Genomic DNA, 20,314 nt, shown 5'->3' with positions numbered 1-20,314 from the left:
CCTCTCCATCGCGTGGGTCTCGGGCGTGGTCGTGTACAAGCTCTACCGCGGTCAGAGCTAGCTGCATCGCCGGAGCCGGTGTGATCTCGCTTCCGTCGGGCCTGCCGCCCGAACTCGTTCCCCTCTCCTGGCTGCTCGGCGTCTGGGAGGGTTCAGGAGTCATCGACTACGCCGTCGGCGACGAGCCGGTGCAGGCCGAATTCGGCCACCGCATCAGCTTCAGCTACGACGGCCTCCCCTACCTCAACTACAACTCCTACACCTGGCTGCTCGACGATTCTGAGCATGATCACCGGCCCCTGGTGAGCGAAATGGGCTACTGGCGACTCAGCCGTGCACTGACCGACGCCGATGCTGGTCCGGCGATGCTCCCCGGGCGCGGTGCTCCGGCTTTCCCGGACGCGGAGTCCGTTGAGACTCTGCGTAATGCCGCCGGCGCCTTCGACATCGAGGTGTCTCTCGTGCATCCGGACGGCGTCAGCGAGCTCTACCTCGGGCAGGTCAAAGGACCGCGGATCGACCTCGCCACCGACGCCGTGATGCGCACGGCCGCCGCAAAGGACTACGCAGCGGCCACACGCCTGTATGGCCTCGTGGATGACCACCTACTTTGGGCATGGGATATTGCCGCCCTCGGCCAGGGGCTCCGCACCCACTCGTCAGGACGGCTCGCCCGTGTCGACTGACGTCCTCTCGCCGTTACTGTCAGCCGCCGGCGCAGTGGCGGGGACGAGCGCTGCCGAGCCCGGAGTCGCTGCTCACTATGGCGAGCCGTTCCGCGAGCAGCGGGCGCTCGCCGCTGGCACCGCCCTCGTCGACCTCTCCGGCCGCGGAGTCGTGACCGTCACCGGTCCTGACCGTCTCACCTGGCTCGACTCGCTCACCAGCCAGGCCGTGTCCCGACTTTCGCCCGGCTCCTGCGCAGAGACCCTCCTGCTCGACCCGTCCGGCCGGATCGAGCACGTCATCCGCTTGGTCGACGACGGCGAAACGACGTGGCTTCTGCTCGACCGCGACGAGACCGCGGGCCTGGCAGCCTGGCTCGATCGGATGCGCTTCCTGCTCCGCGTTGAGGTGTCGGAGCGTACCGAGGAGTTCGCAACCCTCGCTGTTTTCGGAGAGGGGGCCGCTCTGGCCTTCGTGCTCGGCCTCGGCGAGGCTTCGATCGCGTGGCGCGACCCGTGGGCCCAGGTGCAGCCTGGCGGCTGGCAGTATGCGCTCATCGCGGAGCATCCGGCAGCGAGTTGGAATCTCTGCGAGATTCTTGTCCCGCGCGCCGTGCTCGACGGCCTCGACGGCCGCGCCGCCGCCGCTGGAGTCACCCTCGCCGGTGCCGACGCGCTCGAAGCGCTCCGGATCGCCGCGTGGCGGCCGCGGCACGCGACCGAGGTCGATGAGCGCTCCCTCCCCCACGAACTCGACCTCCTCCGCTCCAGCGTGCACTTGGCTAAGGGCTGCTACCGCGGGCAGGAGACGGTGGCGAAGGTGCACAACCTCGGTCATCCGCCTCGCCGTCTCGTGCTGCTGCAGCTCGACGGCTCCGACTCCGTGCTGCCCCGACACGGGGATATCGTCACCGCACACAAAGGCGGCGAACTGGTCGAGGTCGGTACCGTCACCTCCAGCGCCTGGCACTACGAGGACGGCCCGATCGCTCTCGCTGTCATCAAGCGCACCGTCCCCATCGAACTCGAACTCACAGTGATCGTCGGGGACGCTCGCGTCGCAGCGGCACAGGAGGTCGTCGTCCCGCCCGAAGCCGGAGCGGAGGCGGACGTGCCTCGCCTGCCCAGGCTCGGCTCGACGACCAGGTAGGCCACGCCGTGGTGGCCGCAGGACCGGCCACGCGGGGCCGGGCGGTTGAGCGCGTCCACGGTCTCGTCGAGGCGTGGGAGCTGCATCCCCGGAAAGCGATCGGCCGCGCGGCGGCGTCGCTGCCAGCGGTGCTCCAGATCGTGCTCGCCGCCGTCCTCGCCTACTCCGTGGCGCGCTTCGTGGTCGGGCATCCCGCGCCTGTGCTCGCGCTCACCGTGACCATCACAAGTCTGGGGATCGCTCGCGACACCCGCCCAAAGCAAGTCGCCGAGACAGCGATCGGGATGCTGATCGGTATCACGGCGAGCGAGATCCTGCTCCTGCTGTGGGGGAGCGGAGTCTGGCAGCTTGCCGTCGTGCTGGCGATCGTCTTCACTCTCGGTCGGGCGCTCTCGCCGTCGCCCGGCTTCGCGGTCGCCGCCGGCACTCAGGCGATGCTGGTGATGATCCTGCCGGCGCCCGATGGCGGCGTCCTGACCAGGAGCCTCGACGGCTTGATCGGCGGACTCGCGGCTTTGCTCTGCACGGCGGTCGTGCCGCGTCCTTCGCTACACACCGCCCGGGCGGAGGCGCACCGGCTGGTCTCGGCGCTCGGCCGCACAGTCGAGGAGCTGACAGAGGCACTGCAGCGCGGCGACTCCTCCGCTTCGTCGTCGGCCCTCGAGCGGATTCGGGCCACACAACCGATGATCGACGGGTGGACGGCAGCCCTCGACTCGGCGACGGGCGTGGCCCGCATTTCGCCGTTCATCCGTCGGCATCGCGTCGAGCTGACTCGGCAGAGCACAATGCTTGCCGCGCTGGACCTCGCAACTCGTAACCTCCGCATCATCGCCCGGCGCATTGACTTCCTCGTCGGCGACGCTGCTGCGCGCCCCACACTCGCAGGAGTGGTCGCGAGCTTTGGTCCGAGCATTGCGCTGCTGGGACGGGCCGTCGCCGATCCGTCTGTGCTCGCGCTTGCGCGCCAGGATCTCGTCCTGCTCGCCACGTCCCTCGACCCGCAGCGGCTGATTCCCGAGGCGCGACTGGCCGAGAAAACCCTCCTCGTGCTGCTTCGCCCCTTGGTCGTCGACCTGCTGACAGCGACGGGCGCAGGCCCAGCGGAGGCCCGAGCCGCCCTGCCTCCGCTGTCCTAGCCGTCAGGCGGCTGGCGCCACCGCGTTCCAGGCGACCGTGACCTCGCCCAGACGCCAGCGGCGCGGACCATCGAGGATCGGCCACTCGACTCGCAGATCGCGCACGGTCGCGAGCCAGCGCTGACCCGGCCCGTAGACGGCGAGTGGGGCGTTCAGCGTCCACGCCCGTTCGAGCGCGGCCAGGAAGGCGTGCACTCGCTCCCCGGGGACATTGCGGTGAATCAGCGCTTTGGGCAGGCGTTCTGCCGCGGTCATCGGCGAGGGAATGCTCGCGAGACGGAGCGACAGGGTGAGCGAACGCGGGCCCTCTCGGCCGACCTCGATCCAGGTGCAGATGCGGCCGATCTCGTCGCAGGTGCCCTCGACGAGCACGCCGTCAGGCTGGAGACGGGTCGTCATCGTCGTCCAGGCGCCGGCGACATCGCCTTCGTCGTACTGGCGGAGAACATTGAAAGCCCGAATGACCTCGGCGCGTCGTTGCGTCGGCAGAGGGACCTCGAAGCCACCCCGCTCGAAACGTACGCGCGCGTCCGCGGGGAAGGATGTGCCTCCCTCCCTGACTTGCTCCAGCTGTCGCCGCGCTGTGGCGACGCGAGCAGGCTCGATCTCGAGGCCGAGCACCTCGACGTCCGGAGCCGCCCTGAGGAGGCGCCGGTGCAGCTCGAGCGTGGTGACCGCGCTCGCTCCGAAGCCAAGGTCGACGACGAGGGGAGAGCGCGCGCTCCGCAGCACCGGCAGCTCGGCGAGCCTGCGGTCCACTCGGCGCAGGCGGTTCGTGCCCGTCGTTCCGCGGGTGATGGTACCGATGGGCATACTCTCCACCGTATCCGGAAGCGCAATGGCCGCCTCTAAGCTGGATGCATGTCCGAGACTTCCACGCTCATCCTCGTGCGCCACGGCAACAGCGAGTGGAACCAGAAAAACCTTTTTACCGGCTGGGTCGATGTGCGCCTCACCGAGCAGGGAGTCGCCGAGGCGACCCGCGCCGGTGAGCTGCTGATCGAGGCTGGGCTGCATCCCGACATCGTGTATACCTCGCGGCAGACGCGTGCGATCCAAACCGCGAATATCGCGCTCGAAGCCGCCGATCGGCTGTGGATCGACGTGAAGCGCTCGTGGCGCCTGAACGAGCGCCACTACGGGGCGCTGCAGGGCAAGGACAAGGCGCAGACTCTGGCCGAGTACGGTCCGGAGCAGTTCCAGACCTGGCGTCGCTCGTTCGATGTGCCGCCGCCTCCGATGTCCGATGACGACCAGTATTCGCAGGCCCATGACGAGCGCTATGCCGACCTTGGCGACGCGTTGCCGCGCACCGAGTCGCTGAAGCTCGTGATCGAGCGGATGCTGCCCTACTGGGAGTCCGACATCAAGCCGGACCTTGCCTCGGGCAAGACCGTGATGGTCACCGCGCACGGCAACTCGTTGCGAGCCCTGGTGAAGACCCTTGATGGCATCTCGGACTCGGATATCGCCGAGCTGAATATCCCGACCGGCATCCCTCTCGTCTACTCCCTCGACGAGAACTTCGCGCCGATCGGCCAGGCGCGCTACCTCGACCCGGAGGCGGCTGCCGCCGGTGCCGCGGCCGTCGCCGCCCAGGGCGCCAAGAAGTAACAGCCCGCCCATCCCGCGCTCGGAGGACAGCGTTCGGCTCGCCGGAATTCCCGATTCCCGCGAGCCACCGCGTTGAGCGTTGATGTGCTGCGTGAGGTCGTCATCGAAGCGCAGAGCATCGGCAGTTCGGCAGCCTGCTCGTCCCCCCGGCTGACGCTAGGAACAAGAAGATGGGACGCCTCTTGAGGAGAGACGTCCCATCTTCTTGCCGATTTCCCTAGGTGGAAGTGAGGCGCCAGGTCTGACTATCTGTCCAATAAAGTAGAAAGGAGCATCTCCCTTCCGTCGATTGGTCTGCTTTCAAGGGCCCAGCAAGAGTTGCATAAAGGGTGCGGGGCGAATCCCCGTCCTGGCTGTCGATGCGCCGCGACGTGACTGCAATGGCGCCGCATGCGTCATAGACTGCCGTAATAGCGGACGGCTGCTGGTCGGGGAAGAGCTTCGTCAGGCGCGAAGGATCCCCAGAGTCGATCGCGGAAATTACCATTCTAAGTTCATCGCTCGGCTCCAATGGTGATGGCGTGGTTCTCAATGCGGGATCTGCCGAGCAGCCGGTAAGCGCCACGACGAGGCTCATGAGCCCCGCAACGCCGAGGGACTTACTTCTCACGGCCTGACACCAACTCACGGTGCCCAGTTGGAGTAAACAGCATCTGGGTTTTCGGAGAGAAATGCCGCGGTAGCCCCAGCTGTATTTTGGTATTGCTTTGAACAAGCTGCTTGTGAATCTCGCTATACATCGGAAGCTGAGCGAGCCCAGGACTTTGCGTCGCGATCTTTCCACCTGACAGCACCTGTTTAATCTGATTCGCCGGTTCGCCGCTCTTCTGGGCGGCTGCGATGCCAGCCGGCGGGGCAATCGTCTCGGGAAGATCGGTTGCCTGAAGAAAGGCCCGGGCCGTCGCGGTCCGCGCCTTCCACTGCCTTGTGGTCCCCGGGTCGCGCGCCATCCAGTCGACCTGGGCGGCAAACTCCTCCGCAGGCGTCGCCCGCACCTCCTCCAGCTGCGTGAGGAACGAGGGGGCGAACCGCGGGCTGGGTGTAAGGACGTCCGGCACGTACCCGGTGCTGGGCACCAGAGAGCGGAGAACACGGATGTCGACGCCCCTCAGGCGCCCCCGCGCGTACTCCAGAAACGGCCCGAATTGCGACGCCGCACCCGGTCGCGCTAGCGCCCGCAGGCTGAACACGGCCTCCCCGATCGGCGACGGAGTGAGCCGCACTCGGGCCACATCGGCGGCAGAAGCCTCGTAGGTTATCGCCACTGTGCATCGTCGCGGATGAGGTCCTCCTGGAGCGCCGCGTAAATGAATTCGCTCCCCCACGCCCCCGACACGCGTCGATCGTTCTCGACGAGGTGTGCTTCTTGGCGGAATCCCAGACGTCGGCACAGGAGCACCGAGCGCTCGTTCTCCGCGTCGAGTCGAGCGAAAAGCCGATGCGCACCGTATTCCGAGAAGGCCAGCTCGGCGACCGCCCGCGCGGCCTCGGTTGCGTAACCCCTACCTGCGTCTTCGGGGTTGAAAACCCAGCCGATCTCGACCTGCGCCGCCCGCCGATCCGACAGGGTGAGGACGATCTCCCCGATCACCCGGCGCTCGGTGTGTACCCGGATCGCCAACAGGAGAGCGTCGCCCTCGGCAATGAGCGACGTCGTCGCGATCGCTCGTTCAATGCTGGCCGCGCACGCCTCCCGACTCAGCGGCTCGCGGTAGAGGTAGCGGGCGACATCTTCGCGCGACTGGTACGCAAGCCGATCGTCGAGATCACCGTGGCTAAAACGCGTGATGTTAAGGCGACGAGTAGCGAGGATCAGCGGCACCATTTGCTCCATCTGACCAGTCTCTCATCCGCTCGGTCTCGCTCCCGGCGACGCAGCGGCGCTCTCACCGGAGGTGCCTGGAGCGCCCGCCGTGACGGGACCGCCGACGACACCGTCGGGCCGCACCCCTCAGCCTTGCAGCGACTGCCCGCAGCGCGGTCGTAGCCTGCCGCTCCGGCTCGCACGAACGTGCCCGGCTCGCAGGACCAGTCGAGCGCCGCACGCCCGAGGCGGTGTGACGAGCCCGAGATTCCGTGTCCGGATTGGAGAGGCTTGGTTTTGATTCGACGTCGGGGGATGCCGCGATGCTTTCGGCGTGCAGGAACTGGAAGATCATTAAGATCGGCTATCGCGGCCCCCTCACAGAACTTCCCAATCTCATTCGTGCAGTCACCCGCCTCGAACTTTATCGACGCGGCTGATAAAACCTTATGAATAACGCTCTTAGAGAGCCACCCGTGGTGGAGTCGCGCTCGCGCGACTCCACCACAACAACTCAGCCCCAGTCGCCCGAAATCAGGTACTGGACTTTCTTGGCGATGGACACCGCGTGGTCCGCGAAGCGCTCGTGATAGCGGCTCGCGAGGGTCGCGTCGACAGTGTCAGCGGCCTGGCCTTTCCATGCCTCGCTGAGGACCTTGTCGAAGACGCTGACGTGCAGCTCATCGATCTTGTCGTCTTCGTCGCGGATCTCCTCCGCGATGCGGGGGTCCTGCGAGCGGAGCAGCTCAGTCAGCTTGTGTGCGACGACCACGTCGAGGCGTCCCATCTCGACGAAGGTCGGCCGCAGGCTCTTGGGAACCACCTTGTCGGGGAAGCGGTAGCGCGAGAGCTGCGCGATGTGCTCGGCAATGTCCCCCATCCGCTCGAGGGAGGCGCTGATGCGCAGGGCCGAGACCACGATGCGCAGGTCGCGGGCTACCGGGTTCTGGCGGGCGAGGATGTCGATGGCGAGCTCATCGAGGCTGATCGCCAACTCGTCGATGTGCGCGTCGTTCGCGATGACTTCTTCAGCGAGGGTCACGTCGGAATGGTTGAACGCCTGAGTCGCCTTCTCGATGGCGATCTCGACGAGTCCGGAGATCTCGACGAGACGTTCTTGGACCTCAGCTAGCTCCTGCTGGAAAACTTCACGCATCTGGTGATCGACCCTCTCTATGGTGCTCGCGGACGACGGCGCCGGATCTGCGGCGCGCACATCGCGCGTCCGCTTCGACTGCACTCCACGGGCGCAGGCGCAGTCATGATGACCACGGCAGGTTAACGCACGGTGCCGGAGGTGTGAACAGTACTCGGCCCGCGGTGGTGTGGCAGGCATCCGGTAGGGGGACGCTCGGTGGATGGTTAGCCTTGGTCCGTGGATTCGGGCTTGATCGTGGTGCTGTCGCTCGTGCTCGGTGTGGCGATCGGGATCCTCCTCACCACCGTCGTGACGCTCGCGGCGCGTCAGGGCCGCATCGCCGCAGAGGTCGTCTCGGTCAGCGTCCCCGAGGGGATCGACGCAATTATCGACGCGGTCGGCGCGCCGGCCTTCGTGACGGATCCGTCGCACAACGTGCTCAAGGCGTCGTCCCGTGCCGTCGCGCTCGGCCTGGTCACGCAGGACACGATCCTGCACCCTGACCTCGTTGCAATCGTCGACCGGGTGCGCCGTTTCGGCGACGACATCGAACAGGACCTTGAACTCCCCACAAGCCCTCTCTCGGACGCCGCCGTCACCCTTGTCGTGCGCGCCACCCGCCTCGGCTCGCGCTTCGTCCTGGTGATCGCCGAGGACCACACCGAGGCCCGCCGGCTGGAAGCGGTGCGCCGGGACTTCGTCGCGAATATCTCGCACGAACTGAAGACTCCGATCGGAGCGGTCGGCCTGCTGGCTGAGGCGCTCGACTCCGCCGCCGACGACCCGCAGCAGGTGCGTCGTTTCGCCCACCGCCTGACCCAGGAGTCGCACCGCCTCGCCAAGATCACCCGTGAGATCATCGAACTCTCCCGTCTTCAGGCGACCGACGTCGCCCGGTCCTCGGACATCATCCGTGTCGACGACATCGTCACCTCCGCCCTCGAGACCACCCATGTGATGGCGGAGTCGCACGACGTCAGCCTGGTGAAAGGCGGGATGAAGAGGGCATACGTCGTTGGACAAGAAAAGATTCTCGTCTCGGCGCTGCACAACCTTCTCGCGAACGCGATCCAGTACTCGCCGGCCGGCTCCCGGGTCGGGATCGGCGTTCGATCCACCGGTGGCGTCGTCGAGATCGCGGTCACCGACCAGGGCATCGGCATCCCGGAGGAGGACCTCGACCGGGTGTTCGAGCGCTTCTACCGCGTCGACCAGGCACGTTCCCGCCATACCGGCGGCACCGGCCTCGGCCTCAGCATCGTTAAGCACGCCGTGCAGAACCATGGCGGCGACGTCCGCGTCTGGTCCAAGCCCGGCCGCGGCTCCACCTTCACCATCCGGCTCCCCGAAGCAGACCCGGCCAGGACGCCCTTCGCGGCGACGGCCCCGATAGGAGAACACGCGTGACCAGCATCCTGCTCGTCGAGGACGAGAGCGCCCTCAGCGAGCCCCTCAGCTACCTGCTCGAACGCGAAGGCTACGACGTCACCGTCGCCGAGGACGGCAACCGCGCCGTCACCGCGTTCGACGACGGCGAATACGACTTGATCCTGCTCGACCTGATGCTCCCCGGCATGCCCGGCACCGAGGTCTGCCGCGAGATCCGCACTCGCTCCTCCGTGCCGATCATCATGGTCACCGCAAAGGACTCCGAGGTGGACATCGTCGTCGGTCTCGAACTCGGCGCCGACGACTACGTCACCAAGCCCTACTCGACACGCGAGCTACTCGCACGCATCCGCGCCGTCCTCCGCCGCCGCACCGAGGACCCGGGAGAGGAGCGCATCGTCGTCGCCGGACCCGTCCGCATGGATATCGAACGCCACACCGTCGAGGTCGACGGCGTCGAAACCGCGATGCCTCTCAAGGAATTCGAACTCCTCGAGATGCTGTTGCGCAACGCTGGCCGCGTCCTCACCCGCGGCCAGCTCATCGACCGCGTCTGGGGCAGCGACTACTTCGGCGATACGAAGACCCTCGACGTCCACGTGAAGCGGATCCGCTCCAAGATTGAGAAGACGCCGAAGGAGCCAGTGCTCTTGGTTACTGTCCGCGGCCTCGGCTACCGCTTCGACGCCTGATCGCGGGCCCTGGTGGGGTGATCTGCGGCGTTGTCGTCGGTTGCGATACCTCCGGTATCGCGCCTTCCTCCACCTTGCAGCTCACCTCGCGGGCCCTGGTGGGGTGATCTGCGGCGTTGTCGTCAGTTGCGATACCTCCGGTATCGCGCCCTCCTCCGCCTTGCAGCTCACCCCACCAGGGCCCGCGATCTTCTTGGGGTGAGAGAAGGAAAGAAAGAAAAGGGGGAGGAGGCTACTCGGTGGGGGCGTCGACGCCGGGGTCGGACGTGGGGGTGGGGAGCGCCGTCAGGGCGGGGTTTGGTGTTGGGGTGCGGGTGGGAGTCGCGGAGGGTGCGGGGGTCAGCGTCGAGTAGGCCTCGAGGGCGTTCGTGAGGACGGGGACCAGGAGTTCCTTGCCCTCTTCAGAGCCGTACTGGAAATAGACAGGGAGGAGACCTCCCGGGATCGTGTCGATGCCATCCATCTGGACTGCCTCGGTGCTATCGGGGCGGACCTCTGTGCGGCCGGGGACGGCATCGACGGTGTCGTTCGTGCGGCCCGCGGCACCCTCATACTGCACCTCGACGCTCAGCGACTCGTCGGTGGAGTTCACGAATGTCACGACAAGGGTGCCCAGCTCGCCGTCGTCCGAAATGATCATCGCGTTGCGGATGGCAAGATCGCCGATTGTCGCACCGACGCCATCGCTGGGGTCGTAGATCTTGCGAGTCGCCTGCGGAGCGACCAGGTTGCAGCCGGCGGTAGCGAGGGCGACGCCGACCGCGAGAACGACGGATGCAGCGATACGCGCCTTCACAGGATCCTCCAGATCGTCGGCCCTGCTCGCCCCGGACAGGGCGGAGTCACTGTGCACGAGCCGATACCAGGCTAGCGTAGCGAGAGTTGCGGCCCCGCCTGGCCGGCCCTCCTCCTGCTTGGTGCGCATGTTAGTCTATCCGCCGCTGAAAGGACGTCGCATGCAGTTCGAGGTCGGAGAGACAGTCGTCTATCCCCATCACGGAGCCGCCACGATCGCCGAGGTGAAGACCCGCACGATCAAGGGCCAGGAGAAGACCTACCTCAAGCTCCGAGTCGCCCAGGGCGACCTTGTCATCGAGGTTCCCGCCGACAACGTCGATCTGGTGGGCGTCCGTGACGTTATCGGGCGCGAGGGCGTGGAACGCGTGTTCGAGGTCTTGCGCGCCGAGGTCGTCGAGGAGCCCACGAACTGGTCCCGCCGCTACAAGGCCAATCTCGAGAAGCTCGGCTCCGGCGACGTCGTGAGAGTCTCCGAGGTCGTCCGCGACCTCACCCGCCGCGACCGCGATCGTGGCCTTTCGGCGGGTGAGAAGAGCATGCTCGCGAAGGCCCGGCAGATTCTGGTCTCCGAGCTCGCCCTCGCCGAAAAGACTGACGAGGATGCAGCGTCGCTGCTCCTTGACGAGGTTCTCGCATCCTGAGCACGCTGACTACTCCACCCACCGTGGCGGTCGTCCTGGTCGCCGCCGGCAGCGGCACCCGGCTCGGGCGCGAGCGGCCCAAGGCCTACGTCGAGTGCGCGGGGACGACGATCCTCGAGCGCAGCCTCCGCACCGTGCTCATGCTCGCCGAGCCCGTGCAGATCGTCATCGTGGCGCCCACCACCCTCATCGACGAGACGATCGCGCTGGCCCGGACCGCCGGTGCGGCTGACGGCACCGTGAACGTCGTCGCTGGAGGCGCCACCCGGCAGGAGTCGGTTGCCCGTGGTCTCGTGACGCTCGCTCCGAGCATCGACGTGGTCCTCGTCCACGATGCCGCGCGCGCGCTCACTCCGCTTCGCCAGTTCGAGCGCGTTATCGCGGCGGTACGCGCGAGCGGAGGCGGAGTGATCCCCGGTCTTCCCGTCACCGACACCATCAAGCGGATCGACGCGGACAGTGTGATCCTCGGCACGGTCGATCGCTCGCAGCTCGCGGCGGTGCAGACGCCGCAGGGCTTCCCGCGAGACCTGCTCGACGAGGCCTACGCCGACACCGAGGAGGAGTTCACCGACGACGCTGCACTGCTCGCCTCTCAGGGCGGGGCCTGCGTCGTCATCGACGGGGATCCGCTCGCCTTCAAGATCACGACGCCCTGGGATCTTGCGCGAGCGGAGCAGATCCTCGCTCCCGCGCATGCCGTCATCGTGCCGCGGGTGGGTATCGGCACCGACGTGCACGCCTTTGACGACGACTCGCCGCTCTGGCTCGCCGGCCTGCACTGGCCTGGGGAGGGCGGGCTCTCGGGACACAGCGACGGCGATCCCGTCGCCCACGCGATCTGCGACGCACTGCTGGCCGCCGCCGGGCTTGGCGACATCGGCTCACGCTTCGGCACCGCCGACCCGCGCTTCGAGAACGCTCACGGCGAGGTCTTCCTCCGCGCCACCCGAGAGCTGGTCGAGGCCGCCGGCTTCACGATCGGCAACGTGGCGGTGCAGCTGATCGGTAACCGCCCGACGTTTTCGCCGCGGCGGGAGGAGGCGCAGCGCCTGCTGTCGAGGCTTCTCGGTGCCCCGGTCAGTGTCGCCGCCACGACCTCTGATGCGCTGGGATTCACTGGCCGCGGAGAAGGAGTGGCCGCGACAGCGACCGCACTGGTCCTCCCCAGTCCCGCAAGCGCCAGGTAATCCACAGCCCGTAGCCCCGGCAAGGGTCGGCCCAGTACGCCCGGTAAACTCGCCCGCGTGACTCTGCGACTGCATGACTCGAAGGCTCAGGCCCTCGTCGATTTCGTTCCCCTCCGCGAGAACGAGGTCGGGATGTACGTCTGCGGACCCACCGTGCAGTCCTCGCCGCACATCGGCCACCTCCGCTCAGCGCTCGCCTACGACCAGCTGCGCCGCTGGCTGACGTACCGTGGCTATCAGGTCACGCTCGTGCGCAATGTCACCGACATCGATGACAAGATTCTGGCGCTCACCGAGGAGTCGCGTCGTCGGGCTCCAGAGGGCGCCCCCTCGGAGCAGTGGTGGGCGCTGGCCTACCGTGTCGAGCTCGAGTTCACCGCCGCCTACACAGCACTGGGAATACTCCCGCCAACCTATGAGCCACGCGCCACCGCGAGCATCGCCGAGATGATTGCCCTCATCCAGACCCTGATCGAGCGCGGACACGCCTACCCGGCGTCCGATCCGTCGGGAGACGTGTACTTCGACACGCGCTCCTGGCTCGACTACGGCGCCCTCACTCGGCAGCGGCTTGAGAGCATGGAAGCGGCGACCGACGCCGACCCGCGCGGCAAGCGCGACCCACACGACTTCGCGCTCTGGAAGGGAGCCAAGCCCGACGAGCCGGAGTCCGCCTCGTGGCCGTCGCCCTGGGGCCCCGGTCGCCCCGGCTGGCATATCGAGTGCTCCGCGATGTCGACGAAGTACCTCGGCACGCAGTTCGACATTCACGGCGGCGGACTGGACCTGCGCTTCCCGCACCACGAGAACGAGCTCGCGCAGTCGAGTGCGGCCGGCCACGCCTTCGCGAGCTACTGGCTGCACAACGGACTCGTCTCGGTGACCGGCCAGAAAATGAGCAAGTCCCTCGGCAACTCCGTCTTTGCCTCGGAACTGCTCGGCTCGGCGCGGCCGCTCGTCGTCCGCTACTACCTCGGCTCGGCTCACTACCGTTCTACCCTCGAATTCCACGACGGTGCTCTTGAAGAGGCCGACGCAGCGCTCGAACGGATCGAGGGCTTCCTCGACCGCTCCCGCCGCCGGCTCGAGGGCACGCGCTTCGCTGCCCTCGGCGAGCCGGTCGTACCCCAGGAGTTCGCCGACGCGATGGACGACGACCTCTCTGTCCCGCAGGCCATCGGTGTCCTGCACGAGACTGTGCGGGCTGGCAACGCTGCCCTCGACGCCGAGGATCTCAGCACAGTCTCGGCCCTGCGCACCCAGGTGCTCGCGATGGCGGGTGTGCTCGGCATCGACCCGGAGGCGCCCGAGTGGGCGCGCTCCGGCGACGAGCCCTCGTACCGTGCGCTCAGCGTGCTGGTCGACCGCCTGGTAGCTGAGCGTCAGACCGCGCGGGAGCAGCGCGACTGGGCGAGCGCCGACCGCATCCGAACCGATCTCGCCGCGGCGGGAATCACGATCGAAGACACCCAGACGGGTGCGCATTGGAGTCTTGATGGCGAATAAGCCCGGCCGCCCCGGAGCGGTCCGAAAGAAGAGCAAGGGCAAGGCCGTCGGATCAGGCGGTCAGGGTCGTCAGGCTCTCGAAGGCAAAAAGCCCACCCCAAAGGCCGAGGACCGGCCCTACCACCCGGCAGGCAAAGCGAAGCTGGCGCGCGACCGCTTCGTCGCTGCAGGAGGAAAGGGCCGTCCTGGAGGAGCACTCTCGGCAGCGGCCCGCGGCCAGGGGCGCCCGGCGTCCTCACGTAAGCCCAAGAGTGGGGACGAGTTCGAGATGGTGACGGGCCGCAACTCCGTCCTTGAGGCGCTGCGCGCCAGCATCCCGGCGACCACCCTCTATCTGGCGACCCGCATCGAGATGGACGACCGGGTCAAGGAGGCGCTCAAGATCGCCACCGCGCGCGGCCTTCCCGTGCTCGAAGTCATGCGCCCCGAACTCGATCGTCTCGCTGGAATCGACTCCGTGCATCAGGGGCTCGTGCTCAAGGTGCCGCCCTACGAGTATGCCCACCCCAGCGATCTGCTCGAGCGCAGCGTCTCGCGCGGCGCCGTCCCCCTCCTGGTTGCGCTCGACGGCATCACTGACCCACGCAATCTCGGAGCAATCATTCGCTCCGTCGCCGCGTTTGGCGGGCAGGGCGTTATCGTTCCGCAGCGCCGCTCGGTCGGTCTCACGTCGGCGGCCTGGAAGACCTCGGCGGGCGCCGCCGCGCGGATTCCTGTCGCGATGGCATCGAATCTCACCGCGATGATCAAAGACTTCAAGCGCGAGGGTGTTTTCGTCATCGGGCTCGACGGCGACGGCGACGTCGCCCTGCCGGGACTCGAGCTTGCCGACCGTCCGCTCCTGGTGGTGGTCGGGAGCGAGGGCAAGGGCCTCTCGCGCCTCGTCGCCGAGCAGTGCGATGCGGTCGTTTCGATCCCGATCAGCTCCGCGACGGAGTCGCTCAACGCCGGTATCGCGGCCTCGGTCGCGCTCTACGAGATCTCGAAGCTCCGCGCCTCAAGCGAGTAGTCGCCCGGACGCGACGAGGGCCCGTGCCGCAGCCGCACGGGCCCCACTCGTCCGAGTTAGATATTCTTCGTCCAGTCGACGTCAGCGTCCTCGTCCGTCAGCTCGGCGTCGCCGGACTCGTCGATGACGAGGTTCGGCAGCGTCAACGCCTCAGTCGCAGAAGCGATAACCGTTGCCTCGTCGCGGCGGTAACGCAGGATGTCGTTGACGTAGGCGGTGACGGCCTCCGCCAGGGGGACATCGCGCGCTTGCTGTTGCGACATGAACCAGCGGTGCTCGAGCAGCTGGTGGAACATTTCCGCTGGCTCCAGCCGCCCTTTGAGTTCGCGCGGGATCGAGCGGATGACCGGCTCGAACACCTGCGCCAGCCACTCGTGAGCCACCATCTCCTCGTCCAGGTTCTGCTTGTCATAGGTGACCGTGTACGAGTCGAGGTCGTTCAGGAGGCGTCGCGCCTGGTTCTCTTGTGCGTCGAGTCCCGTAAGACGCAGGAGGCGTCGCTGATGGTGGCCCGCGTCGACGACTTTGGGCTGGATTCGCACCGTCGATCCGGCGTCATCCGTCTTGATTGCCAGCTCCTCAATGTCAAACCCGAGGTTGTTCAGACGGTTGACCCGATCATTGATGCGCCAGCGCTCTGACGTCGAGAACGACTCGGCGCCGGTCAGCTCCTTCCACAGACTCCGGTAGGCGGCGACGATCCCATCCGACACCGTGATCGGGTCGAGATCGTCGTCGATGCGGCCGCCGGCCTCCAGATCGAGCAGTTCGCCGGCGATGTTCACGCGCGCAATTTCGAGGTCGTTCTCGCGCTGCCCGTTTGACAGGCCGCCCGAGTAGAGCTGCCCGGTCTCGGCGTCAACGAGGTAAGCCGCGAAGGCGCCCGCGTCGCGGCGAAAGAGAGTATTCGAGAGCGAGACGTCGCCCCAAAAGAAGCCGATCACGTGCAGTCGTACGAGGAGGAGCGCCAAAGCGTCCACGAGACGAGTCGCGGTATCGGGGCGGAGTGTCTGCGAGAAGAGCGCGCGATAGGGCAGGGAAAACTTTAGGTGGCGGGTGACCAGTACCGCTGGGAGCGCTTCTCCCTCGTCGTCCGTCCGGTTGATAATCACGGCGCCGGGCTCGACACACGGCACGTCGAGGCGCTGCAGGGTCTTAAGCATCTCGTACTCGCGCCGCGACATCTCGGCGGTGGTCTCCTTGACGGCGACCACGTGTCCCGAGAGGTGTGCGAACCGGACGGTGTGCCGCGAAATGCCCTTGGGCAGCGCGGCGATGTACTCGTCTGGCCAGTCGTCCAAGCGCAGGTTCCAGGGTAGGTCGAGCAGGGCCGGGTCGACAGTGGCCGAGGTGATGTTCAGGGAGCCGGACATTGTGCGCCGTTCGTGTCGGAAGAAGGGGGAGGCGGACGGAGGAGAAGGCCGAACGGGCGCTGCCGCCGCCCTGGGAGGACGGCGGCAGCGTGTGCGTGGGAGGAGCGCCGACTCAGGAGAGGCGCTCGCCCGACTCCGCGTCGAAGATGTGCACGCGGTGGTTTGCGGTCACGTAGACGCGATCGCCTGCGGTGGGGTGGACGCGTCCGTCGACGCGCGCGACGATGTCGGTCCGGCGGCCCTCGACCTCCGTGTGGCCGTAGAGGTAGCCGTCCGAGCCGAGCTCCTCGATAAGGTCGACTTCGATCGGCAGGCCGCCGGGCTGAGTCGAGACGGTGACGTCCTCGGGGCGCACACCGAGCGTGACGACCTTCTGGCTCGCCTTCGCGAGCGCCTCGCGGGCAATCGGGAGGACCGTATCGCCGAAGTTGACGCCGCCGTCTGTGACGTCCGCGTGAAAGAGGTTCATCGCGGGCGAGCCGATGAATCCGGCGACGAAAACGTTGTTCGGGTTTTCGTAGAGGTCGCGGGGTGTCCCCACCTGCTGGAGGACTCCGTCCTTCAGCACCGCGATGCGGTCGCCCATGGTCAGTGCCTCGGTCTGGTCGTGGGTGACGTAGACCGTCGTGATGCCGAGGCGGCGCTGGAGGGTGCCGATCTGAGTGCGCGTTGAGACCCGGAGCTTGGCGTCGAGGTTCGACAGCGGCTCGTCCATGAGGAAGACCTGCGGCTTGCGAACGATCGCGCGGCCCATCGCGACGCGCTGGCGCTGACCACCCGACAGGGCTTTGGGCTTGCGGTTGAGGTAGGGCTCGAGGTCGAGCATTTTCGCCGCCTCAAGGACACGCGCCGCGCGCTCATCCTTGTTGACACCGGCGATCTTGAGAGCGAAGCCCATGTTTTCTGCGACCGACATGTGCGGATACAGGGCGTAGTTCTGGAACACCATCGCAATATCGCGATCTTTTGGCGGAACGTCCGTGACGTTGCGGTCGCCGATCAGGATGCGTCCCTCGTTGACCTCTTCGAGGCCGGCGAGCATGCGGAGGGAGGTGGACTTGCCGCAGCCGGAAGGACCGACGAGCACGAGGAACTCGCCGTCACCGACTTCGAGGTTGAGCTTGTCGACGGATGCACGCGTGGCCCCGGGGTAGACGCGGGATGCGTGGTCGAAAGTTACGGACGCCATTGTTCTTGCTCCTTCACCGGCAGGTACGTGCCGGACGATCCGAGTGAATGGAAGTGATGGTCATCGTCGCCTGGGCGACAGTGACCAGTCGTCTCAGTATGCCACGGGCCCCAGAGGGACCGGCGCTTGCAGGTGGGCACCGTTTGGAAGTTTCCCAGGGCTCGCGCGTAGGATTCCGGCGAGTCGCGCCCCGGCGGCAACCCCTTCCCCTTTCCCCCTCTCATTCGGAGCGTCCTTGTCATGACCAACGACGGAGCCCACGACCGTCTTTCGAAGAACCAGCGACGAGAGGCTGCCCGAGAAAAGGCGCGCCGACTCCGCGAGCAGCAGAAGCGCCGAGACCGCGTGAGTCGGATCGCCCTGCAGGGAGGTTTGGCCGTCGTTGTGATCGCGATTGTCGCGATCGTGGTCTTCGCCGTCAGCTCGAGCATCCGCCCGGCGGGGCCTGGTCCGGCCAACATGGCCAGCGACGGCGTGGTCATCGGCGAGAACATGGTCGCTCAGACCAGTCCCTCACTGCCCGCCGAGGGAACGCCGACCCCGAGCGTCCTCGACACCTCGTCCGGCACGGTCGACATCAGGGTCTACCTTGACTACCTCTGCCCTTACTGCGGTGAATTCGAGAAGACCAACGGTAACCAAATCAAGGAGTGGGTGACAAGCGGAGCCGCGACCGTCGAGATTCACCCCATCGCCATTCTCACGACCCGCTCGAATGGGACAAAGTACTCGGAGCGTGCAGCTAACGCCGCCGCCTGCGTCGCTGACACTCAGCCGAACGCCTTCTTCGACTACAACTCGCTGCTCTTTAAGAATCAGCCCGCGGAGGGAACCAACGGCCTCTCCGACGATCAGCTGAAGAACTATGCCGCTCAGGCGGGAGTTGAGGACACGGCCGCGGTGAACAGTTGCATTGATGACTCCCGGTTCGTGAGCTGGGTTCGCGCCGCGACGGAGCGCGCCACCTCAGGTCCCCTGCCCGGAACGGATGTTCCAGCCGCGACGGGAACACCGATTGTGCTCGTGAACGGCGGGTCATACTCCGGCTCGCTGACCGATCCCGATGCGTTCAGCTCGTTTGTTCTCTCGGCTGCCGCCCAGTCCTATTCGTCGGGCACGCCCGCGCCGACGTCCTCGCCGGCTCCGGCCTCGACTGAGCCTGCACCTGCCGCCGGATAGACGGATGCGCGAAGGCCCCGTCCGCGCAGTGCGCAGGCGGGGCCTTCGTCATGGGGAGCCGACGACGAGACTTGAACTCGTAACCGCCCATTCCTATCTATTGTTCGTCACGTAGATCACGCCACCTGACGACGGGTTGAAAACGCGCGCCATCGCAGGACAGTGGCGAGGCACCTACGTCACTGTGAATCGCTTGAGATCGGTGACCATCGACGTGTGATTATGACTCAGTTACGACTCGTGACCGCACACTTCCACGCGGGGAACGCGCCTGCAACGTCGCGGAGGCGGTCTCGGCCAGCGACAACCCAGCCGTCTTTCGTCACGTAGACGAACGTCGGGCGACCCTGGTAATGGATGAGCCGGATCCACTTCAGATCCTCGGTGCGGTCCGTGACCCGCCACTCGACCGGCCAGACTGAACGGGTGACCATCGACATCGGGGTCCACGAGTGAGACATTCGCCAATCGTGAGGCCGACTACCGTCAGAGTCTGGACCGGCTCTGTAACCTCACAAGATGGATGCCCAAATCAACGTGCAGGTGCTGGAAGAAGAGGTCGACGGAACGACGATGTACCGTGTGGTCGACCTCACGCGACCGAGCCTGATGTGGCAGGACGTGTTCGCGGCAGGACCTCACGCGGATCGTTCCGTCGCTGATGCAGAGCGCAGCAGGTGGGAGGTGTACCTTCGACGCGGGTTCCGGCGCCTTTAGAGGGCGCCCGGCAGTCTGGGTCCTCGTGCGCTTCAGCGATCAGAGGAACGTCGTGGAGCCAGCGGCTCCTAGCCTGCGATGAAGCGAATATGGAGGGCTCGCCTCTCTCTCTCGGCGGGATGAAGCGAGAGTTTTGTTGGTGTGGCTGAGCGTAGCCAGGACGTCCTCGAGAATGGGACCGGCGGGAGCGTGATGTTCTAGGGTCGCGGCATGAGTCCTACTGAGTTCTCGAACGCCATCCAGGTTACGGCCGTGCTCGCTGCTGTCGTCGCATCGATCATCGCGCTGGTGGTGTCCGCACTCGACCGGCGAAACGCCCGCTCCATCGCGGACGCCGATCGAGCGGCAGCTGCACGACAGGCCCGCCTCCAAGTCGAACTGACGGCCGCCACTCGTCTGCTCGAGAACCAGGTCCGCGGTGGATCGACCGATCCCCACGAGCGAAAGCGAATGGGAGCCGAAGCGCTCACGCTGATCGGGCTCCTCGGGAAAGAACGCTTGCCCGAACTGTGGGCGGACCACGTCAAACGCGATGACGAGGGACTCCGGAAGCTCAAGGAGGACCCCGGCACTGAGATGTGGCAGACGTATGCGATTGAGGTGCAGCTGGCCATGAACGCAATTCTGCGAGACATGGACGAGTCGGCCGTGCCGCCGCTCAGCAGGCGGGCTTGACGGCTTAGAGGGGCTCCTGCGCCGGCTCGGCGATGCGCTGCGCACGCCGGGTGACGAAGCGGTCGCCGGTGAATGTCGGAGGCAGGTAGGAGTTGAAGAACTACGCCGCGCGGGCGGGAGTCGAGGACACCGCCGCGGTGAACAGCTGTATCGATGACTCCCGGTTCGTGAGCTGGGTACGTGCCGTGACGGAGTGTGACACCTCGGGTCTTCTGCCTGGAACGGATGTCGCTGCCGCCGGATAGACGGATGCGCGAAGGCCCTGTCCGCGCAGTGCGCAGGCGGGGCCTTCGTCATGGGGAGCCGACGACGAGACTTGAACTCGTAACCGCCCGATTACAAGTCGGGTGCGCTACCAATTGCGCCACGTCGGCAGGTACGCTCTCGCGCTCAGCCACCTTATCGCGGGCCTCGACGGCATGTCGTCCGGGGCGCGCGGCCGGCGC

At 66.6% G+C, this 20,314-nt stretch carries 21 protein-coding genes and 1 tRNA gene; 13 read left to right on the top strand and 9 right to left on the bottom strand.

The features are described from left to right. Positions 1 to 80: 80 nt before the first annotated feature. From B0H03_RS06970 to B0H03_RS06960, 3 genes are read left to right on the top strand one after another with little or no spacing between them, the layout of a single operon-like run. The gene (locus tag B0H03_RS06970; protein ID WP_104265096.1) at positions 81 to 686 is read left to right on the top strand and encodes a nitrobindin family protein; all 606 of its coding nucleotides are present in this window, start codon (positions 81 to 83) and stop codon (positions 684 to 686) included. Next, positions 676 to 1,815, top strand: coding sequence for a CAF17-like 4Fe-4S cluster assembly/insertion protein YgfZ (gene ygfZ, locus B0H03_RS06965; protein ID WP_258062017.1), 1,140 nt, complete (start codon positions 676 to 678; stop codon positions 1,813 to 1,815). The genes B0H03_RS06970 and ygfZ overlap by 11 nt, the downstream gene beginning before the upstream one ends. An 8-nt stretch (positions 1,816 to 1,823) precedes the next feature. After that, positions 1,824 to 2,954, top strand: a complete 1,131-nt coding sequence (locus B0H03_RS06960; protein WP_104265094.1) for an FUSC family protein — start codon at positions 1,824 to 1,826, stop codon at positions 2,952 to 2,954. A 3-nt stretch (positions 2,955 to 2,957) separates the two neighbouring features. On the opposite strand, the gene B0H03_RS06955 is transcribed toward B0H03_RS06960, so the two are convergent. Beyond that, entirely contained in the window at positions 2,958 to 3,767 is an 810-nt protein-coding gene (locus tag B0H03_RS06955; protein WP_104265093.1) for a class I SAM-dependent methyltransferase, read from the bottom strand. A 48-nt stretch (positions 3,768 to 3,815) separates the two neighbouring features. Between B0H03_RS06955 and B0H03_RS06950 the strand changes: the two genes are divergently transcribed. After that, positions 3,816 to 4,568, top strand: a complete 753-nt coding sequence (locus B0H03_RS06950; RefSeq protein WP_104265092.1) for a phosphoglyceromutase — start codon at positions 3,816 to 3,818, stop codon at positions 4,566 to 4,568. 599 nt (positions 4,569 to 5,167) lie between these two features. On the opposite strand, the gene B0H03_RS06945 is transcribed toward B0H03_RS06950, so the two are convergent. The 3 genes from B0H03_RS06945 to phoU form a co-directional block, all read right to left on the bottom strand. After that, positions 5,168 to 5,833: a hypothetical protein gene (locus tag B0H03_RS06945; protein ID WP_104265091.1), complete on the bottom strand. Its 666-nt coding sequence runs from the start codon at positions 5,831 to 5,833 to the stop codon at positions 5,168 to 5,170. Further along, positions 5,824 to 6,402 (bottom strand): GNAT family N-acetyltransferase, encoded by a 579-nt coding sequence (locus B0H03_RS06940; RefSeq protein ID WP_104265090.1) that lies wholly within the window; start codon positions 6,400 to 6,402, stop codon positions 5,824 to 5,826. The genes B0H03_RS06945 and B0H03_RS06940 overlap by 10 nt, the downstream gene beginning before the upstream one ends. A gap of 484 nt (positions 6,403 to 6,886) precedes the next feature. Then, positions 6,887 to 7,528, bottom strand: a complete 642-nt coding sequence (phoU, locus tag B0H03_RS06935; protein WP_104265089.1) for a phosphate signaling complex protein PhoU — start codon at positions 7,526 to 7,528, stop codon at positions 6,887 to 6,889. A 219-nt stretch (positions 7,529 to 7,747) separates the two neighbouring features. On the opposite strand from phoU, the gene B0H03_RS06930 reads away from it, so the two are divergent. Both B0H03_RS06930 and B0H03_RS06925 read left to right on the top strand, forming a co-directional pair. Next, positions 7,748 to 8,917 (top strand): sensor histidine kinase, encoded by a 1,170-nt coding sequence (locus B0H03_RS06930; protein ID WP_104265088.1) that lies wholly within the window; start codon positions 7,748 to 7,750, stop codon positions 8,915 to 8,917. Continuing rightward, on the top strand, positions 8,914 to 9,591 hold the full coding sequence (locus B0H03_RS06925) for a response regulator transcription factor (protein ID WP_104265087.1): 678 nt from the start codon (positions 8,914 to 8,916) through the stop codon (positions 9,589 to 9,591). Before B0H03_RS06930 ends, B0H03_RS06925 begins: the two co-directional genes overlap by 4 nt. A gap of 232 nt (positions 9,592 to 9,823) precedes the next feature. On the opposite strand, the gene B0H03_RS06920 is transcribed toward B0H03_RS06925, so the two are convergent. Then, positions 9,824 to 10,516 carry a DNA modification methylase gene (locus B0H03_RS06920; protein WP_109714856.1) on the bottom strand — a complete coding sequence of 231 codons (693 nt, stop codon included), beginning with the start codon at positions 10,514 to 10,516 and terminating at the stop codon, positions 9,824 to 9,826. Positions 10,517 to 10,547: 31 nt separating this feature from the next. On the opposite strand from B0H03_RS06920, the gene B0H03_RS06915 reads away from it, so the two are divergent. The 4 genes from B0H03_RS06915 to rlmB are packed head-to-tail and all read left to right on the top strand — an operon-like array spanning position 10,548 to position 14,735. Continuing rightward, positions 10,548 to 11,030 carry a CarD family transcriptional regulator gene (locus tag B0H03_RS06915; RefSeq protein ID WP_104265081.1) on the top strand — a complete coding sequence of 161 codons (483 nt, stop codon included), beginning with the start codon at positions 10,548 to 10,550 and terminating at the stop codon, positions 11,028 to 11,030. Next, entirely contained in the window at positions 11,024 to 12,220 is a 1,197-nt protein-coding gene (ispD, locus tag B0H03_RS06910; RefSeq protein WP_181075055.1) for a 2-C-methyl-D-erythritol 4-phosphate cytidylyltransferase, read from the top strand. The genes B0H03_RS06915 and ispD overlap by 7 nt, the downstream gene beginning before the upstream one ends. 57 nt (positions 12,221 to 12,277) lie before the next feature. Further along, positions 12,278 to 13,726 carry a cysteine--tRNA ligase gene (gene cysS, locus B0H03_RS06905; protein ID WP_104265079.1) on the top strand — a complete coding sequence of 483 codons (1,449 nt, stop codon included), beginning with the start codon at positions 12,278 to 12,280 and terminating at the stop codon, positions 13,724 to 13,726. Next, positions 13,716 to 14,735 carry a 23S rRNA (guanosine(2251)-2'-O)-methyltransferase RlmB gene (rlmB, locus tag B0H03_RS06900; protein ID WP_104265078.1) on the top strand — a complete coding sequence of 340 codons (1,020 nt, stop codon included), beginning with the start codon at positions 13,716 to 13,718 and terminating at the stop codon, positions 14,733 to 14,735. The genes cysS and rlmB overlap by 11 nt, the downstream gene beginning before the upstream one ends. 56 nt (positions 14,736 to 14,791) lie before the next feature. Here rlmB and B0H03_RS06895 read toward each other — a convergent pair whose 3' ends face one another. Both B0H03_RS06895 and B0H03_RS06890 read right to left on the bottom strand, forming a co-directional pair. Continuing rightward, positions 14,792 to 16,108, bottom strand: coding sequence for a DUF4032 domain-containing protein (locus B0H03_RS06895; RefSeq protein ID WP_104265077.1), 1,317 nt, complete (start codon positions 16,106 to 16,108; stop codon positions 14,792 to 14,794). 112 nt (positions 16,109 to 16,220) lie between these two features. Beyond that, positions 16,221 to 17,297: an ABC transporter ATP-binding protein gene (locus tag B0H03_RS06890; RefSeq protein WP_104265076.1), complete on the bottom strand. Its 1,077-nt coding sequence runs from the start codon at positions 17,295 to 17,297 to the stop codon at positions 16,221 to 16,223. Between the two features lie 240 nt (positions 17,298 to 17,537). On the opposite strand from B0H03_RS06890, the gene B0H03_RS06885 reads away from it, so the two are divergent. Next, positions 17,538 to 18,476: a DsbA family protein gene (locus B0H03_RS06885; RefSeq protein WP_104265075.1), complete on the top strand. Its 939-nt coding sequence runs from the start codon at positions 17,538 to 17,540 to the stop codon at positions 18,474 to 18,476. A gap of 227 nt (positions 18,477 to 18,703) precedes the next feature. Here B0H03_RS06885 and B0H03_RS06880 read toward each other — a convergent pair whose 3' ends face one another. Further along, positions 18,704 to 18,937 (bottom strand): hypothetical protein, encoded by a 234-nt coding sequence (locus B0H03_RS06880; RefSeq protein WP_104265074.1) that lies wholly within the window; start codon positions 18,935 to 18,937, stop codon positions 18,704 to 18,706. 58 nt (positions 18,938 to 18,995) lie between these two features. Here B0H03_RS06880 and B0H03_RS06875 point away from each other — a divergent pair, with 58 nt between their 5' ends. After that, entirely contained in the window at positions 18,996 to 19,193 is a 198-nt protein-coding gene (locus B0H03_RS06875; RefSeq protein WP_104265073.1) for a hypothetical protein, read from the top strand. Between the two features lie 210 nt (positions 19,194 to 19,403). After that, positions 19,404 to 19,868 carry a hypothetical protein gene (locus B0H03_RS06870; RefSeq protein WP_104265072.1) on the top strand — a complete coding sequence of 155 codons (465 nt, stop codon included), beginning with the start codon at positions 19,404 to 19,406 and terminating at the stop codon, positions 19,866 to 19,868. 301 nt (positions 19,869 to 20,169) lie between these two features. Here the strand turns inward: B0H03_RS06870 and B0H03_RS06865 are convergent. Further along, positions 20,170 to 20,242, bottom strand: a tRNA-Thr gene (locus B0H03_RS06865). Positions 20,243 to 20,314 lie beyond the last annotated feature (72 nt).

Source organism: Rathayibacter iranicus NCPPB 2253 = VKM Ac-1602, assembly GCF_003149025.1.
Taxonomy (GTDB): domain Bacteria; phylum Actinomycetota; class Actinomycetes; order Actinomycetales; family Microbacteriaceae; genus Rathayibacter; species Rathayibacter iranicus.
Note: the sequence above shows the minus strand (reverse complement) of the source record. Positions and strands in the feature narration are given on the sequence as shown.